The 16,014-nt window shown below is 64.7% G+C and carries 15 protein-coding genes, 1 tRNA gene and 3 pseudogenes; 10 read left to right on the top strand and 9 right to left on the bottom strand.

Going from position 1 to position 16,014, the window contains the following annotated elements:
• The first annotated feature begins 37 nt into the window (after window positions 1-37).
• The 3 genes from sepX (at window position 38) to VYL96_RS11135 (ending at window position 1,755) form a co-directional block, all read left to right on the top strand.
• Window positions 38-1,255 carry a divisome protein SepX/GlpR gene (gene sepX, locus VYL96_RS11145; protein WP_131886089.1) on the top strand — a complete coding sequence of 406 codons (1,218 nt, stop codon included), beginning with the start codon at window positions 38-40 and terminating at the stop codon, window positions 1,253-1,255.
• A 123-nt stretch (window positions 1,256-1,378) separates the two neighbouring features.
• Window positions 1,379-1,451 (top strand) — tRNA-Ala (locus tag VYL96_RS11140).
• A 136-nt stretch (window positions 1,452-1,587) separates the two neighbouring features.
• The gene (locus tag VYL96_RS11135) at window positions 1,588-1,755 is read left to right on the top strand and encodes a hypothetical protein (protein ID WP_165928508.1); all 168 of its coding nucleotides are present in this window, start codon (window positions 1,588-1,590) and stop codon (window positions 1,753-1,755) included.
• Between the two features lie 86 nt (window positions 1,756-1,841).
• Here VYL96_RS11135 and VYL96_RS11130 read toward each other — a convergent pair whose 3' ends face one another.
• Window positions 1,842-2,060 (bottom strand): hypothetical protein, encoded by a 219-nt coding sequence (locus tag VYL96_RS11130; protein WP_131886087.1) that lies wholly within the window; start codon window positions 2,058-2,060, stop codon window positions 1,842-1,844.
• Between the two features lie 334 nt (window positions 2,061-2,394).
• Here VYL96_RS11130 and VYL96_RS11125 point away from each other — a divergent pair, with 334 nt between their 5' ends.
• Window positions 2,395-3,252 carry a DUF4062 domain-containing protein gene (locus VYL96_RS11125; protein ID WP_063972860.1) on the top strand — a complete coding sequence of 286 codons (858 nt, stop codon included), beginning with the start codon at window positions 2,395-2,397 and terminating at the stop codon, window positions 3,250-3,252.
• Between the two features lie 513 nt (window positions 3,253-3,765).
• Window positions 3,766-4,965: a site-specific DNA-methyltransferase gene (locus VYL96_RS11120; protein WP_165928507.1), complete on the top strand. Its 1,200-nt coding sequence runs from the start codon at window positions 3,766-3,768 to the stop codon at window positions 4,963-4,965.
• Between the two features lie 118 nt (window positions 4,966-5,083).
• Here VYL96_RS11120 and VYL96_RS11115 read toward each other — a convergent pair whose 3' ends face one another.
• Complete coding sequence (locus tag VYL96_RS11115) at window positions 5,084-6,484, bottom strand: IS1380 family transposase (protein WP_039867814.1); 1,401 nt, start codon at window positions 6,482-6,484, stop codon at window positions 5,084-5,086.
• Here VYL96_RS11115 and VYL96_RS11110 point away from each other — a divergent pair.
• Complete coding sequence (locus VYL96_RS11110) at window positions 6,419-7,195, top strand: helix-turn-helix domain-containing protein (protein WP_329437338.1); 777 nt, start codon at window positions 6,419-6,421, stop codon at window positions 7,193-7,195. The two genes, VYL96_RS11115 and VYL96_RS11110, sit on opposite strands and share 66 nt — an antisense overlap.
• A gap of 149 nt (window positions 7,196-7,344) precedes the next feature.
• Here the strand turns inward: VYL96_RS11110 and VYL96_RS11105 are convergent, their stop codons facing one another.
• Window positions 7,345-7,794 carry a PaaI family thioesterase gene (locus VYL96_RS11105; RefSeq protein WP_329437336.1) on the bottom strand — a complete coding sequence of 150 codons (450 nt, stop codon included), beginning with the start codon at window positions 7,792-7,794 and terminating at the stop codon, window positions 7,345-7,347.
• Between the two features lie 163 nt (window positions 7,795-7,957).
• On the opposite strand from VYL96_RS11105, the gene istA reads away from it, so the two are divergent.
• Window positions 7,958-9,517, top strand: a complete 1,560-nt coding sequence (istA, locus tag VYL96_RS11100; RefSeq protein WP_131886702.1) for an IS21 family transposase — start codon at window positions 7,958-7,960, stop codon at window positions 9,515-9,517.
• Window positions 9,514-10,257, top strand: a complete 744-nt coding sequence (locus tag VYL96_RS11095) for an ATP-binding protein (RefSeq protein ID WP_131886703.1) — start codon at window positions 9,514-9,516, stop codon at window positions 10,255-10,257. Before istA ends, VYL96_RS11095 begins: the two co-directional genes overlap by 4 nt.
• Window positions 10,258-10,318: 61 nt before the next feature.
• Here the strand turns inward: VYL96_RS11095 and VYL96_RS11090 are convergent, their stop codons facing one another.
• Entirely contained in the window at window positions 10,319-10,456 is a 138-nt protein-coding gene (locus VYL96_RS11090) for a hypothetical protein (RefSeq protein ID WP_329437332.1), read from the bottom strand.
• A gap of 386 nt (window positions 10,457-10,842) precedes the next feature.
• On the opposite strand from VYL96_RS11090, the pseudogene VYL96_RS11080 reads away from it, so the two are divergent.
• A pseudogene (locus tag VYL96_RS11080) lies at window positions 10,843-11,939 on the top strand (ISL3 family transposase); the annotation flags it as partial.
• 31 nt (window positions 11,940-11,970) lie between these two features.
• On the opposite strand, the gene VYL96_RS11075 reads toward VYL96_RS11080, so the two are convergent.
• A complete protein-coding gene (locus VYL96_RS11075; RefSeq protein ID WP_206680893.1) occupies window positions 11,971-12,855 on the bottom strand; it encodes an IS3 family transposase in 885 nt (294 codons plus the stop codon).
• On the bottom strand, window positions 12,852-13,091 hold the full coding sequence (locus VYL96_RS11070) for a transposase (RefSeq protein ID WP_231887311.1): 240 nt from the start codon (window positions 13,089-13,091) through the stop codon (window positions 12,852-12,854). The genes VYL96_RS11075 and VYL96_RS11070 overlap by 4 nt, the downstream gene beginning before the upstream one ends.
• Window positions 13,092-13,215: 124 nt before the next feature.
• Here VYL96_RS11070 and VYL96_RS11065 point away from each other — a divergent pair.
• Window positions 13,216-13,434, top strand: a pseudogene (locus VYL96_RS11065) (transposase); the annotation flags it as partial.
• Between the two features lie 45 nt (window positions 13,435-13,479).
• Here the strand turns inward: VYL96_RS11065 and VYL96_RS11060 are convergent.
• From VYL96_RS11060 to VYL96_RS11050, 3 genes and pseudogenes are all read right to left on the bottom strand, one after another.
• Window positions 13,480-13,950, bottom strand: coding sequence for a transposase (locus VYL96_RS11060; protein ID WP_228549380.1), 471 nt, complete (start codon window positions 13,948-13,950; stop codon window positions 13,480-13,482).
• A gap of 39 nt (window positions 13,951-13,989) precedes the next feature.
• Window positions 13,990-15,096 (bottom strand): BtrH N-terminal domain-containing protein, encoded by a 1,107-nt coding sequence (locus VYL96_RS11055; protein ID WP_067478094.1) that lies wholly within the window; start codon window positions 15,094-15,096, stop codon window positions 13,990-13,992.
• 329 nt (window positions 15,097-15,425) lie between these two features.
• Window positions 15,426-15,761: pseudogene (locus tag VYL96_RS11050) on the bottom strand (transposase); the annotation flags it as partial.
• Between the last annotated feature and the right edge of the window lie 253 nt (window positions 15,762-16,014).

The raw sequence follows: 16,014 nt of genomic DNA, 5'->3' as shown, positions 1-16,014 counted from the left end.
TCCCGAGTCGGGGTAGACGCTCGAGGAGGCCTGATCGATGTCGAGCTCGCTGCTGATCATCCTGCTGGTGGTGGTCTGGCTGTTCGTCCTCGCGCCGCTGCTCATCCGGTCGCGCAATCCCATCCGCCGCACCGGTGACGCGCTGGCGCAGACGCGCACGCTGTACTCCGGCGGCTCCGGCCGCCTGGTGCCCAGTCGTGGGCGGGCCGCGGCCGACCCCGTGCAGGCCGAATCCGAGGAGTCGGTCTTCGGGCTGCCGACCGGGGCGGGCGCGACGGACGCCGAGCTGCTCGACACCGAGACGTGGGAGCACCTGCTAGAGCAGACCCTGCGCCGCGAGGCCGCGGGCCGCCGTGGCGAGGCCGTGCGCCGCGCCATGGAGGAGCGGCGCGCCGCCGCGACCGGGGGCGAGCGTGTCCACGGCGACGAGCAGGCCTCGGAGGAGATCACCTCGGAGATCCCGGCGGTCGTGGTGGCGGACGAACGCGACGCGGTGCGCGCGGTGGCCGCCGTGTCGGAGCGGAGCGCGTCGGCCGTGGCCACCGATGTCGGTGACGTGCGCGTGGACGACGCCGGTGTGGACGCGGACGAGGACGCGCGTCGGCCCGTGGTCGTCGACGGCGAGCTGGTCGAACGCTCCGCGGGGGAGCGGTCGGCCGGGTCCACGGGTCATGCCGAGGACGCGGCGGGCATCGACGAGGAGGCCGTGCTCACCCACCGCGGTCGTCGGCGTCCGGCCGAGCCCGAGGTGGAGCTCACCGACGCCGATCTGGACTTCGCCGAGCGGCGTCGTGGGCGCGGGGCCTACGACCCGATGGCGGACCGTCAGGCCGCCGAGCAGCGCGCGCACGCCCGGCAGCGCACGGCCCTCATCCTGGTAGGCCTCTCGGTGGTCGCCGTGGTCCTGGCCCTGCTCACCGTCCCGGCGGTGTGGTGGTTCGCCGGCGGCTCCGTCCTGCTGCTCGCGGCCTACCTCACGTACCTGCGTCGTCAGGTGAAGCTGGAGGAGAGCCTGCGCCGCCGCCGCATCGAGCGCCTGCGTCGCGCCCGGCTGGGCGTGGAGTCCCGCGAGGACGACGAGCTGTCGATCGTGCCGCCGCGGCTGCGCCGGCCCGGCGCGGTGGTGTTGGAGATCGACGACGAGGACCCCGCCTTCGACGTGCTCGACACCTACCGCGAGGACCTGGACACCGACCCCGGTCACCACGCTCAGCGGCGTCATCACCGCGAGCCGCTGCGGCGCGCGGTGGGCTGATCGGACCCCCGATTTGGTCGGCTGCCCGACCATGCTGGTAAGGTGTTCCACGCTGCTCGAGAGGGCGGCACAGCCTCTTGGAAGAGTTCGGAAGAGGGGCATCGCGGCCCGCGAGGGCGGCGAGGGGCTATAGCGCAGTTGGTAGCGCGTCTCGTTCGCATCGAGAAGGTCAGGGGTTCGATTCCCCTTAGCTCCACAAAGTTGAGAGTATCGATGCCTGCCCCGCCTGAGTGCGGGGCATGTTCGTTTGTGGGGAATCTGGCTCGGGGACGTCGGTGTTGGCATGGGCGAGGACGCTGGCGGCGGGCTCGGCAGGGACGACGCTGATTCTCGTGCTGGTCGACGATGATGCGGTCAAACAGGGCTCGATTGAGGATGCAGCCTTCAGCGGGTTCGCATTAGTTGTCGAGACCGCCGAGGTCGGTGAGCAGGTCGCGAATCTCGTCGCGACCGTCTCGGCACTGTATATGTGGCCGTCGTGGTATCGAGACATCTGGTGATCTAGGTGTGGCCGGTGTGAATGCGTTCCTGCTCACTTCTGAGGAGGTCCAGCGGGATCGCGTCGGCGTAGTGGGCCAAACGAGCTTCAGTCGTTCTGCGTCGAGCATGTCCTTCTGGGGTCCGAGGAGCTACCGTTGGTCGACGCTTGCGGCTTCGAGCTGGTCGAACACTCGGTGCAGCACGTCCTGTAGCCGTTCGGTCGCTCGACCTGATCCTGCGCCGCGACGGTGTTGGCGGGGCGCAAGGCGACGTGTCCGAAACGGGTCATGGTGGCACCGAGGCGTTCCTCGATGATGTCGGACATGGTGCCTGCCTGAAGAGGTTATACACCGGTCGTCTGATCGACAGCGTGTCCTGCGTGCCGCCGTGATGAGTCAGCTGGGCGGTAGCGAGTTGGTCGAGTGGCTGCCGCAACGACCGCACCCCGGCCAACAGTTCGCCCAGGATCGAGTCCGTGTAGGCCGGTGCTCCATCGCACGGCTGGCGTCTGCGAGGCCGCGCAGCGCTTCGTGTGCCTCAATGGGACCGCGGCGAGGATCGGTATGGGTCGGCATGGGGCCTCCTCAAACGGGCGAATCTTGGAGGCGCCCTGTCGCGTCCCTGCAGCGGTGTCAGTGCTTAGCCGTACCGTTGTGGCTATGGCCTATGTTGCGAATGTACTGCGCGTGATGATCGCGTCTCCGTCAGATACCGCTGAAGCTCGGGACGCGGTCGAAGCTGCGGTCTACGGGTGGAACGACGCGAATGCCCGCAACAAGCAGGTCATCCTGCAGCCCTGGCGGTGGGAGACGTCATCGGTGCCTCAGCTGGGTGACCACCCACAGTCGCTCATCAACGCTCAGGGCGTGGACGACTCCGATGTCGTCTTCGCGCTCTTTGGCAGTCGGCTTGGCTCTCCCACGCCGGGCGCGGTCTCTGGAACGGTCGAGGAGATCGAGCGCGCCGTAGAGCTGGGCAAGCCCGTTCACCTGTACTTCTCGACAGCGCCGCTGCCCACCGACGTTGACACGAAGCAGTTGGAGGGGCTGCGGGCGTTCAAGCGACAAATCCAGGACCGAGGTCTGCTCGGCGAGTTCAGCAACGTGTCCCAACTCGAACATGAGGTCTGGAAGGCCATCGAGTTCGACATCGCGAACCTCGACTTGGGCGTACCGGTGCTGAACCGGCCCGCCGGCGGGGTCCAGTTCCAGGTACAGCCGCAGCAAGAGCGCGAGATCCGGGACTATGACAAGAAGGGCAAGCCTCGCTACAAGACCCGCCACTGGATCGACGTGACGAACACCGGTGATCAGGACGCAACAGATGTCACCTTCGACGCCGTCGGCGAGAACCCCGGCATTTTCGTCCTCAGCTATGCCACGCCCACGACCATCCACGCCGGTCAGACCCGCCGCGTCAATGTCGAACACATGATGGGTGGCGATGATCCTGATATTCTGCGCATCCGCTGGACCGAGAACGGAGAGGCCAGAGAACGCGAGTTCCATGTTGGCTGACTAGTCTCGGAGGCGCCCGAATGACTTTCAGTTCTCCGACAGGCCACCGTTCAATCTCGAACGCGAGGTGGCAGCACGCCAGCGACCTCACGTTCGCAGACGACGTGGCACGAGAAGCTGCAGGCGCCCCAGATGCCGTCGAGGAATGTATGCAGCGCGGCGTCCCTCGCGAGTTGCCCTCTTCGCCAGCCGCAAGCGCTGCCTAGGAATTGCCCTGGAGCGCGTCCTGGATCCGCTCGTCGATGAGATCCAGACGCTTCATGCCCCAGCGTCCGTACGTCGAGGTTTCCGAAGACGTCGTCCCAGGCCGCGTCTGATGGCATAGATCGAACCTACTTAGAGTGAGGGGCTGAGGCGTCATGAACGAACGACATCAGCGGTCACTTCCTGGCGCGGTAGCGGCAGCGCAGCGCGCTCCAGGCGCCCAGACGACGCGACACGAAGGATCCCCCGGACTAGGGGCGATACGGTACGCGCAAAGTGATGTCAGAGGTGGCTGGCAGAATCACGCGCATGGCTGACCAGGACTGGCCGGACCTCGAGTCCGTGCGTGAAGAAGCAGGGCTGCACCTCCACTGGCAGGGGCGACGCTCCTACAAGTCGCAGGTGCCTGCCCCGCGCGTGCTCGAGCGGCACGATGAACTGTCGTTCCAGCCCGATGACGGTAGCAACCTCGTGATCGAGGGCGACAACCTACAGGTGATGGTGTCGCTACGATCGCAGTACTCGGAGTCCTTCGACGTCATCTATATCGATCCGCCATATAACCGTGGGGGCAACGACTTCCGCTACAGCGATGCACGTTTCCAAGACCCAGATGCTGACGGAAGCGACGCCGTCTACGTGTCCAACGTTGATGGAGGTCGGCACACCAAGTGGCTCAATTACATGGCACCGCGTCTGGTCGCTATGAAGTCGCTGATGGCCGAAAACGGCGTGATTTTTATCTCAATCAACGACATCGAGCTCGGTCGTCTCCTGATGCTCATGGATGAGATATTTGACGAGAAGAACCGTATCGGTGTCATCACCTGGCGAGGTTCGGCCGACAACAACCCATCTCGTATCCAGATCGAACACGAGTACATCGTTTGCTACGCGAAGAACATCACTCATGTCCCGAAAGTGTGGACTTCCCCCGCTGACGAGATGCGCGATGTTCTCCTCGAGCGCTATGAGGAGTTAGTCGCTTCCGAGCTTGAAGGTACTGCTCTTGCCAAGGAATGGGCGTCGATGGTTCGCGCCAACGGTCGAGATTCTCTGGGCAGGCTCGCTCGTTACACGCATCTCGATGAGCATGGCCCCTATCAGGTTGCGTACCGAGTCCATAACCCGAAGAAGGGTGGCTACCAGTACGGTGTCACAAAAAAGGGCGTAGTGGATAAGCCGACAGCTCGGGGCTCGTACCGGATGCCGGCGAACGGGTATCGCTTCCCGCCGCAGACGATGCAGCGGTACATTGACGAAGGTTTGGTCGTCTTCCCGAAGCGACTCGATCAAATCGTCCAAATGAAGGACTATCTCAAGGACTTCCGCGGTACGTTGCGGAGCGTAATCGATCTGGATGCGCGGGCAGGAAGCTACCGGCTTAAGCAACTGTTTGGAGAGGACTTTGACGGCTTCCGCTACGCCAAGCCTGTCGAACTCATCGAGCTTCTCGTCGGTGCTGCCGGTTCGAAGGACGCCTTAGCCCCGCTGATTCATGGGGCGTGATGGAGTCGGGTTTCTACGGATGTTGTGTCCGGCGGGTCGTGTAGACGTGTTTGGGCGCCGGCTGGCGCTGCCGGTGGGCGGGTCTCCGGGTGGTGCTGTCGTGGGTGGGCAGGTGGGGTCAGGCCGGTTTGGGGATCGCGGCGATCGTGTGGAACACCGCTTCGATGGCGGTGGCCCAGGGCCAGGTCTCGGGGATTTTGACCCGTCTACGTCGGCTGCTGCGGGTCAGTAGGGCGGCGACGTGGAGGAAGCGGTAGCGCATCGCTTTGGGCTCGCACGCTGCGAGGATGGTGGCGGCGCCGGTGCAGGCCAGCATCCGGGTCCAGGCGACGAGGTCGGCGGCGATCATCACCGCCACCAGCCATGCCTGGTTGAGAGCGAACTCTCGCGAGGGAAGCCTGCCCAGGCCGGTGTCTTTGGCGTGGCGGATGCGGTCCTCGACCCGGGCGTGAGCCCGATGCCTGGCCTCGAGGAACTGCAGTTGACCGGTGGCGGTGTTGGTGACGAACGCCTGGTAGCGCCACCCGTCGAGTTCCTCGAACATCGACAACTGGGCGCCGGGGTGGGGCCGCTCGCGGCGTACGATGACCCGCATCCCGTCGGGCCACTTGGCGAGCATCCTGGGCGGCAGCAGTCCAGTCAGCTCGGCGATCTCCGCGCCCGGCCTCAGGTCGCCGTCTTGATTCACCGCTGGCCCCCACGCGGTGTCGGGGGCGATCGCGATGGCCCGGCGGATTCCGGCGGTGATCGAGAAGCCGACCGAGTACTCCACCCGCCGACCACGGATCCGATTCTGCTCGGAGATCCACTCCAACAGGTCATGGGAGGCGCCGGCGCCGTCGGATCGGATCAGCACATCACGCCGATGGGCGGCGGGAATCTGGGCGATGGCTTGCCCCAGGACGTCGATGTGGTCGGCCGCGGTGTTCGACCCCGCGTTGCCCGGCCGCAAGCTCGCAGCGAGGAACTCTTCTGTGTTGTCGCACCACACGCCGATCGGGTGGTAGCCGAAGGTGCGCTTGTAGGTCGGCGCGCTCTGTTCTTTCTCGCTGTGGGTGACCACGATGGTGGCGTCCACATCGAGCACGACCGTGTCCCCCAGATCCCGGCCCGCGCACTTGGAGGCCGGCACCCCGCCGGGCAGCTGGGACCACACATGCCGCCGCGTACGGGCCCGCGCGACCTGGATCTTTTTGCGTTTACCAGCGGTGACCTCGTCCAGGGCGCGCCACACCGTCGGAGAGGAGGCGACCGGACCCAGGACAGTGGATTGGTGGCGCAGGACGCGGATGTCGGCGATGGACGTGCCGCCACCTGTGAGCATCACCGCGACATCGGTCAACACCCTGCCACGGTCATGGATCGGGATGGATCGGCGCTGCGCCATGGCCCCCGACAGCTCGGCGGTCAGGCCGACGCGATCAGCCAGAAGACGCGGCGCGATGACCCCGGCATGAGCAATCACCCCGACATCCTCGACGGAGAACGACAGACCAGACGACCACGAAGTACGCTTCACCTACCGAGTGCTTTCTGCTTGAGGATCAGGAACCTTAGACAAGTCCCAGTTTCCCCTGTTCAGGAAGCACTTCGGTCTATTTTCACCCAGCGATCCGCAGATCCCCGTGAACTACCGGGGCTAGACTCCCTAGTGGTCACCTACTGTGGTGCGGTCCTGCTGAGGCTGCTGAATATACTCGTTGGCGATGCACCAGACATCACACTCTCACTGGGTTGGCCCGCTCCGGAAGGTCTGCCCGTGGATCAGGATCGGTTAGCTGGTCGCCTGGTATTTGACGCTTCACTGTCCATTCTGCATTTTCCCGTTGACGCGGTCAATCACGTCTGCCGGTTCTCTGACCCCGTGGCGTATCGACTCGCTATCAGTGACTTGCAGCGAAGGCTCGACGAGCGGAGTAAAATCGCCTCGTATTCGGACAAGGTGAGACGTCTGATAGAGAAGCGTCCCGCAGATTGTGGAAGTCAGTGGATTGCAGACGAACTCTCCATCTCTACGAGCACACTTAAGCGGCGCCTCTCTGAGGAAGGGATGACCTATCGCGGACTGCGCCAGTCGGTCATTCGTGAGTACGCGATTCTTCGTTTACTGGACGGATCTGTGTCCGCGAGCGAGATCGCCACGGACCTCGGATATAGCGACCTCGCCAGCTTTTCACACGCTTTCAAGCACTGGACCGGCCACCCGCCGACGGGGTTCCGTCGTAGGTAGCGCTGCCACTTGGTTGACTCGTACAGGGCAACTGGCAATGCACGGTGCCTTCAGCTTCGCCCTTTCTTTGGGCGTGGCGTTCAATAGCTTCAGGCTCCGCCGACACCCTCGACGTATTCGGGCCTGGTGCTCGCGGCGGTGAGTTTGGCCTAAGCCCTCGAGTTTCTCTGTGACTGCAAAAAGTGTTCAACCTCGACCACGATGAACAGGGCAGTGGCAGTAATAACAGTGCGGCCCTCTGCATCCTCCATCGTGGACTTGAGGTCCAATTTCCGGCCATCGCGAGACCGAACTGCAGCGCGCAGGATGTACGGGGTGTCGAGTAGTGCTGGCGCAAGATACTCGAGCTCGAGACGGCGCGTCACGGCGAGCTCGCCGACCGAATACAGCAAGAAGCCGAAGAGGTCGTCAATCACGGTCGCTACCGCGCCGCCGTGTGCAATGCCCGGTGCCCCGACGTGGCGCTGGTCGAACTGGTGGTGTGCGACGACGCCGTCTCCGTCACGCCGTACCGAGAGGAAGTGACCATTCGGGTTCTCTGGTCCACAGCCAAGGCAGTTGGGGTGGTGGGGAGGAAGCTCGGAGGAACCGGATTCCATGTGAGTATTCGCTCTTCTGAGGGCCAGTCATATCGGGCCTGGGAGCCAGCGGCGGCTTGACGCGTTGGACGCCGTCGGAGCCACCGTTATTCGGCTTCAGAGCCACCTTCTTAGGCTCCTCCCGCTGGGTGTAACGGGCACCTGGCGGAAGGAGCGGTTCCCAATGGTAAGGAAGATCAAGGCGAAACTCGTCTTGCAGTTACGGGCCGAAGGCCTGTCCGGGCGGGCGATCGCGGCCTCGCAGCAGATCTCGCGCAACAGCGTCGCGGCAGTACTGGAGGCCGCCGATGCCGCCGAGCTCAGCTGGGACGACGTCGCAGACCTACCGGACGGCGAGGTGTACTCGCTGTTGTTCCCCGGACGGGGTGAGCACGACAGCGTGTTCGCCGAGCCCGACTGGGCCGAGGTGCATCGGGAGATGGCCCGGGTCGGCGTGACGATGAAGCTCCTGCACGGCGAGTACACCGACCTCTGCGCCAGTTCGGGCTCCCCGGCGATGGGCTACGACCGGTTCTGCAAGCAGTACCAGCAGCACGTGCAGGTCGCCGGGTTGGCCTCTCGGGTCGGGCACAAGGCTGGGCAGACCGTCGAAGTGGACTGGTCTGGCCCGACGATGCACCTGACCGATCCCGTCACTGGCGAGGCGAGGCGGGTGTATCTGTTCGTTGGGTGCCTGCCGTTCTCCCGCTACGCCTTCGTCGAACCCACCCTGGACATGAAGCAGGACACCTGGCTGCGCGCTCACGTGGGGATGTTCGAGTTCTTCGGCGGCTCGGTCCCGCGGATCGTGCCGGACAATCTCAAGACCGGCGTGATCACCCATCCCCGTGAGGGCGAGATCGTCCTCAATGACGCCTACCGGGAGATGGCGGCGCACTACTCGGCCGCGGTCCTGCCGGGCCGGGTGCGCAAACCCAAGGACAAGCCGAGCGTGGAGAACACCGTCGCGCACGTGGCCACCTGGGTCATCGCCGCCCTCCGGACGCGGCAGTTCGCGACGCTTCCGGAGCTCAAGTCGGCGATCGCCGACCAGCTCGAGGCGTACAACGCCGAGCCGTTCCAGAAGCGAGCTGGCTCGCGGACCAGTGTGTTCACCTCCGAGGAGAAGGAGCTGCTGCGGCCGCTGCCGGCCACCGGGTACGAGATCAGCCGCTGGTTCTACGGCCGAAAGGTCGGACGCAACGGCCACGTGTCGTTCGCCCGCAACTACTACTCCGTGCCGTACCCGCACGTGGGCGCCAAGGTCGACCTGCGCATCACCGAGTCGATGCTGGAAGTGCACCGCGGACACCAGCGGCTATCGAGCCACGTGCTGCTGCCCGAGACCGTGGTCAACGAATACCGCACGAGCGATGCCGATCTGCCGGACGGGCCGAAGTACCGGCAGTGGGACCAAAGCAGAGTCCGTGAATGGGCCGAACGAGTCGGCCCCTCGGCGCTGGTCGTCACCGATCGGATCTTCGAATCGGTGCCCGTCGCCGAGCAGGGCATCAACCCCGCTCTGGCCGTCTTGCGGTTGACCCGCCGCTATTCAGCGGAGCGGGTCGAGGCCGCGTGCCGGATCGCGTTGGCCGGGCCGATCCGCTCCCCGCGGTACGCCCACCTGCGCCCGATCCTGGAAACCGGGCAGGACAAACCCACCCCACCGGCCGGGGATCCGCCCGCGGAGGCCGGCGGCTACGTGCGTGGAGCCGACTACTACGCCGCAGGAGGTGCCCGATGACCCGGCTCGACCCAGAGACCCGCCGCAAGCTGCGCGAGATGGGCGCCACCGCGCTGCTGGAGGCGTTCGAGGCCCGCGATGAAACCCTCATGCTCGGCATGGGATTCGAAGACCAGGTCAAGATCGTCGTCGACGAGGCCCACTCCACGTTCACCCACGCCAAAGTCGAGGGCCTGATCCGGCGAGCCGGCCTGCGCTATCCCAACGCCGACCTCAGGCGGCTGGACATGCTCCACGAGCGCGGCCTGGACCAGGGCGTGATCGCCCAACTGGGCACGGGCTCGTTCATCGACCGGCACCAGAACGTCGTCTTCCAGGGCTTCACCGGCTCCGGCAAGTCCTACCTCGGGTGCGCCCTGGCCAAGCAAGCCTGCACCCACCGAATCCGGGCGCACTACATTCGGATGCCGGACCTGGCCGAGACGTGGGCGCTGGCGCAAGACAAGCCGAACGGCAAGACGACGTTCCTGAAAAAGTACGCCGCCTTCACGCTGCTCGTACTCGACGAATGGCTACTCGACCCGCCCGACGAGGGCATGCGCAGCATGCTGCTCGAACTCCTCGAGCGCCGCTACGGACACGCCTCCACCGTGTTCTGCACCCAGTACGCCCAGAAAGACTGGCACCAGCGCCTCGGCTCCGGGGTTCACGCCGACGCCATCATGGACCGCATCGTCCACAACACCCTCTGGATCGAAACCGGCACCTTCAACATGCGAGAACACACCGCCGTGAACTAACCGGTAGGAGCGGCCCGAGAGAGCCGGTGGCTCCCACCCCATCGGCCACCGGCTCTCAAAGTCAATAACGGTGGCTCCCAACCTCAATATCCAGTGGCTCCCAAACCCTCAAATACTCATCCATGCGCGTGAACGAGGCCACCCAGTTGTCGATATCGGTACCTATCGGCTCGCCGGCCTTGTCGCGAAATGTGTCCATGTCCAGACCTTCCTGTCGATGAAGTTGTGCTGGGTGCGATACCTCGGCTTGTGGCGACGGAGATATCGCCGACACCCGTACGTCCGACCCGTGACCCAACCTCCACCTGGCGTCCAAGGGGCCGGGAGGCCGATGCGGGTGGCCTGAACAACTGGCTGCCGACGGCGCGATAGTCAGGTCGACAAGGCCGACTGAGCCGGGACACCTTGTACTGTACGAACATACAGTAAGCGGTACCGACGTATAGTCTAGTTTGGGGGCTCTTCCGGATCCGGAGTGCGTAGCGGGGATGCTGCGGTGATGCGGTGAGGCACAAGATGTAGGGGTCCTGGGGGTGTGAGGATTGCGGTTCCTACACCTGCACCCAGAACCACCCAGGACCCGCTTTGAACGCTACCGCCAGCCTGCTTGCCGACACCATCTGCCGCACCGTCGAGCTCGGGGTCACCATCACCGACGCCGCGGTGGCCGACGAGTTCACGCACCTGTTCTGCTCCCCGGTCACGCTGGACCCGGTGTGCGCCGACTGCGGGACGGAGGGGAGGCTGCGTGACCACGTCCAGCGGAAGGTCACGGATCTACCGATCGTCGGCCATCCCACCAGACTGCACGTACGCATACCCCGCTTCACCTGCGACAACATCGAATGCGAGACGCGGATTTTCCAGCAGCGGATGCCGGCGTTGGCTAAGCCGCGGGCCAAGACCACCCGCCGCTGCAGCCGCTGGATCCTGCAGCGCCTGGCGATCGACCGCACCAGCGTGTCCGCCGTCGCGAAGGCCCTCGGGCTGGGCTGGGACCTGGTCAACGACCTGGCGGTCACCGAGACCCGCGCCATGGTCTACGACCAGCCCGGACACTTCGACGCGTCCGCATTCTCGGGGTCGATGAGCACAAATGGAAGCACGTCCGCGGCGACGGCACGTCCTCATTCGTCACCGTTCTCGTCGACCTCACCCCGGTCGTGGACGGCACCGGCCCGTCTCGTCTGCTGGACATGATCCCCGGGCGCTCGGCGAAGGTCCTCACCGAGTGGCTCAACGCCCGCGACCAGGCTTTTCGAGACCGAGTCAAGGTGGTCACGATGGACGGATTCGCCGGCTACCACACCGCCGCCGCCAAAGCCGTCCCCGAAGCACGCACGGTGATGGACCCATTCCACGTCGTGCACCTGGCCGCCGACAAGCTCACCGTGTGCCGCCAACGCATCCAGCAGGCCACCACCGGACACCGGGGACGGACCGGCGATCCGCTGTACGGCATCCGCCGCACCCTGCGCACCCGCGCTGAGCTACTGACCGACAAGCAGAAGGTCCGCCTGTTCAAGGCGTTCACCGCCAATGACGCGCACGCGGCGGTGGAGGTCACCTACAGCGTCTACCAGCGACTCATCGCCGCCTACGAGGCCTCGGGCAAGCGGGAGGGCAAGATCGCGATGTACAAGCTCCTGCGCTCGATCCGGGCCGGGGTGCCCACCGAACTGTGGAGTGTTCCCGCTAAAGTGGCCACTGCAATTAAGCGGCGAGTTCGTATATGTCTCTGAATCCTAGTTCAAACTCGGCTGGTGTCAAATAGCCCAGTGTGGAATGTCGTCGGGCCCTATTGTAGTACTCCTCAATCCAGGTGAATGTGCTCTTTTTGAGTGCTTTTAGAGTGGGCCACGGGCGCGTGTGAATGAGTTCCTTCTTGTAGCTCGCGAAGAATGATTCTGCGACCGCGTTGTCGAAACAAATGCCAGTGCGCCCCAATGATCGTCGGATATTGTTTTTCGTGCAGTACTTATCGAAGTCGGTGGACGTGTATTGAGTTCCGCGATCGCTGTGGAATATGACTTTTCCGGGTGGTCGACGACGAGCGATGGCCATGTCCAGTGCGTCGGTGACCAGCTCGGTTCGCATGTGGTCGGCCACGGCCCATCCGACGACCATCCGGGAGTGCAGATCGATGACGGTGGCCAGGTACGCCCAGCCGTTCCAGGTCCGTACGTAAGTAATATCGCCGCACCATTTGGTGTTCGCCTCGGCCGCCGTGAAGTCGCGGCCGATGAGGTCAGGTGCCCCAACGGGGCTGTCTCCGGCGACGGTGGTGCGTTTCCACGCCTTCGGGTGGCGGCCTTCCAGACCTGCGACCTTCATGAGCCGCCACACCCGCTTGTGCGAGACCCGGTGGCCGCCGGCGGCGAGTTCCGCACGCATGCGCCGAACGCCGGGACGGCCGTTGAGGTGCTCGTAGTGGTACTCGATCAGCGCTGTTAACTCGTCGTCTCGGAGGTCTCGAGCTGAGCGCGACTTGCCGCGCCACTTGTAGTAGCCAGAAGTCGATACGCCGAGTTGAGCACACATGAACGTGACCGTATATGAATCGGATTCAGCCCAGTCCGCGATAGCCGCGAATTTCACCGCGGGTCTTTCGCGAACCAGGTCGCTACTTTTTTTGCGAACTCCACCTCCATCCGGGCGTGCTTCACTTCTTCGCGAAGGCGCTCGAGTTCCGCCCGCTCGTCCTCATTCAACGGGCGGTCAGACTCACCGTTTCCCTCGTCTCGAGTCTTCTTCACCCATTTCCCCAACGTCATCTCGTGAACGCCGATACTGCGTGCAACTTCGGCGATCGCACGGCCATCATCGATGACCAAACTTACCGCGTTGGCCTTGTACTCGGCAGTGAAGCTCCGACGAGTAGATCCCATAATCCGCTCCCTCTATCTTGGGGGAACTCACCGCTCATCTCCGGGTGTCCACCAGAGCGGGAACGGTCCACTGCCCGAGCTCGCCCAGCTGGGCCGGTCGCTATGGAAGCGGCACCGCGAGATCCTCGCCTACTTCGACGTGGGCGCCTCCAACGGCCCCGTCGAGGCCATCAACGGACGCCTCGAACACCTCCGCGGAATCGCCCTGGGCTTCCGCAACCTCAAGCACTACATCTTGCGGTCACTGATCCACTCCGGTCAGCTTCACGACCGGATCAATGCACTCTGATTCCGGAAGGGCCGGATAAGGGGCTCTTCGCATCTGAGTGTGGGGTCAGGTCCGTAGCCCGCCGGCGATGAGGAGCATCCGCAGGCGGTAGTTGTCGCGGTTGCGGTAGCCGCGGGCCAGGCGCCGGTGGAGTTCGATGAGGCCGTTGATCGCTTCGGTTCCACCATTGTTGGATCGGTCAGTGGTCCAGTAGGCGAGGAAGGAGTCCTTCCACTTGCGAAGAGTGCGGCCGAGGCGGGCGATCTCTGGGATCGGGCAGGACGGCAAGGTCGCGAGTATCTTCTCCGCAGCGCTGCGCCCGGCTGGCAGGTCTTTATGGTGGTAGGCCTGTCGGAGTTCGTGGGCGATCTGCCAGGCGAGGAACAGTTCCTCGTGCCGGGGGTCGGCGGCCAATGCGTCATTGAACCGTCGCCACTGCCGCTCGGTCAGCCGTGCCGGGTCGCAGCGGATGATGGTGCGGATCCCGTAGAGCGGGTCGCCTTTACGTCCGCGGTGGCCGCAGATTTGCTGCTGCAACCCGGCAGTGGTGCTCGCTTGCTGCGTTCGCCGACTTGCCTACAATGGGTCACCCATCCCCAGTTCCCCCGCCGCTTTGCGCATGTGAGAGATGGCATGGCCTTCGTCGCGGGGAAGCGTCGCGGCGAGTTCATTGACCCGTCGCCAGCGATCGAGCGTCGATCCGTCGCTACGGCCGGCCGCAGCCAGAGCCGACCACGTGTCCGCGCAGCGCAAGAGCGCAGTTCCGGCCTTCGCCATCTCCGCGGACTCCGTTAGCCGGGCCACGTCGCCACAGAACTGTGCCTGCAACCGGCGGAACAGGCCGCCGCCCGTGCCTGCCTTCTCTACAAAGGCGTGGAGAGAACGCAGCGCGATGTCCAGTTCCGGTTCGGGCATGAGCCCCGGCCACCGGTCGACATCCTCGGCGAAGACCGTGACTCCACTGATCCCGGCAGCGGCAACGGCATCCGGCGGTAGCACCGACGCGTCCGGAATAATCGCGGTTGTCGCCGCCTGCATGTTTTCGACCGAGGCCACGAGGGCCGAAGCCGCAGTCTGGCGGAGATCGGGCAGGATCTGGGGCCAGTTCACGAAGTACGTGGTGTGCCTCGTGGGCACGGGGAACGATCGGGACGCGCGCGCCCGCGCAAGAGCCTCGTAGGGGACTTTCTGCATCTCGGCTCGGTCGTTGTCCACCACGAAAGCCGTCTCGGTGTCGTCTTCGTAACCGATCACGACGATGTCGTGCCGACTCATCTGAAGGCGGACATTGAGGTAGGGCAGCTCAGAAATGTCGGCCCACATCAGCACGGGACGGCCTTGCTGGAGTTCGCGGCGGACCCAGCCCCAGCCGGTCTCGGGATCGTCGGTTCCCCGAACGTCGACCTCTGCACCCAGCCTGGCGAGAAGGTCGACCTCGAGGTCGCTGCTACGCCCGACGAAGTAGATGGGAGGGGCGAGACCCGGTGCCCGCAGGTAGGTGAAGCCGAGACCACCGCCCATTCCGAAGACCAGACCTTCGCTCGGCACCTCGTCCCAGCCCAGACCGGCCCACTCCAGGAGGTCTCTCAGCGCTCCGGAACCACAATGCCCTGCCTGACGGTGGGGATAGTCCAGTAGGACTCGTCGCGGCTCTGGATGACGGGTAGGGACCTCGACTGACATGACATCTCCTGAATCGGCGTCGCAGCAATCTGCGCGGTTTCCGGTTGGACGGGCATGCGGTTACGTGACTATACATTCGTTCATGCAGGCATGTACCTACCTCAGCGGTCCATCGAAAGGATCCTTCGTTCCTGCGCCGCCCGCCGAGTGATAGCTCAAGAAATGCGCTGGGCGAGGCAGCCCCGGGCGTCCGCCAGACAATCACCACCGCTCTCCTCCACGAGCCGGCGGCCGGGGGGTTCAGTCTGGGAGATGGCCGCGTGCCGGTCGTCCTGCCCCGGCACGACAACCTCCTCCACTCGACCGCTCCCGGCGCGGTGCCCGGAACGCAGGTAGCAGTCCGCCACGACCGTGATCAGCGCGGACTCGGCCCGCTTGCGGCGCTCGAGCAGCCACTCGGGGAAGTAGCTGCCCAAGCGCAGCTTCGGGACGGCGACATCAACGGTGCCGACCCGCGTATCCAGGGGCCGGTGGCGGTAGCCATTGCGGTGGTTGGTGCGCTGCTCCGAGCGGGCGTTCCACTCGGCGCCGCAGACGGCATCGGCGTCCGCGGACAGCAGGGCGTTGATCATGGTCTGCTGCAGCTCACGCATCAGATCTGGAGACGCCTCTGTGAGGGCTTGGCCAAGCAGGCCTGCCGGGTCGACAATATGGGGTGCGGTCATCGTGATGACTCCTCGAGGATTCTTTGGAAGGTTGACTCGATGGATCACACGGTGGCCGCTCTACATCCGTCAACGACACGGATGTCGGAGACGATCTCGGCCACCGAGTTACACCACTCTAACCCCGCTGATTCACGGGCCGGTGTGACTGCTGCTGTCGGGTGACGGCGGGCTTGTTTTCGCGTGTGGGCGTGCGTGTGTGCCGGCTGGCGCTGCCGGTGGGCGGGTCTCCGGGTGGTGATGTCGTGGGCGG

This window comes from Dietzia maris (assembly GCF_036287335.1).
Lineage (GTDB): Bacteria > Actinomycetota > Actinomycetes > Mycobacteriales > Mycobacteriaceae > Dietzia > Dietzia cinnamea.
The sequence above is the reverse complement of the archived record's forward strand: the minus strand, read 5'-3'. Positions and strand labels throughout refer to the sequence as shown.

What these genes read in the sequence shown, in the direction of transcription:
- VYL96_RS11120 (WP_165928507.1), top strand. Translation starts at nt 3,766, where the DNA reads ATGGCTGACCAGGACTGGCCGGACCTCGAGTCCGTGCGTGAAGAAGCA.
- VYL96_RS11125 (WP_063972860.1), top strand. Translation starts at nt 2,395, where the DNA reads ATGGCCTATGTTGCGAATGTACTGCGCGTGATGATCGCGTCTCCGTCA.
- istA (WP_131886702.1), top strand. Translation starts at nt 7,958, where the DNA reads ATGGTAAGGAAGATCAAGGCGAAACTCGTCTTGCAGTTACGGGCCGAA.
- VYL96_RS11095 (WP_131886703.1), top strand. Translation starts at nt 9,514, where the DNA reads ATGACCCGGCTCGACCCAGAGACCCGCCGCAAGCTGCGCGAGATGGGC.
- VYL96_RS11055 (WP_067478094.1), bottom strand. Translation starts at nt 15,096, where the DNA reads ATGTCAGTCGAGGTCCCTACCCGTCATCCAGAGCCGCGACGAGTCCTA.
- VYL96_RS11110 (WP_329437338.1), top strand. Translation starts at nt 6,419, where the DNA reads ATGAGCAATCACCCCGACATCCTCGACGGAGAACGACAGACCAGACGA.
- VYL96_RS11130 (WP_131886087.1), bottom strand. Translation starts at nt 2,060, where the DNA reads ATGTCCGACATCATCGAGGAACGCCTCGGTGCCACCATGACCCGTTTC.
- VYL96_RS11105 (WP_329437336.1), bottom strand. Translation starts at nt 7,794, where the DNA reads ATGGAATCCGGTTCCTCCGAGCTTCCTCCCCACCACCCCAACTGCCTT.
- sepX (WP_131886089.1), top strand. Translation starts at nt 38, where the DNA reads ATGTCGAGCTCGCTGCTGATCATCCTGCTGGTGGTGGTCTGGCTGTTC.
- VYL96_RS11090 (WP_329437332.1), bottom strand. Translation starts at nt 10,456, where the DNA reads ATGGACACATTTCGCGACAAGGCCGGCGAGCCGATAGGTACCGATATC.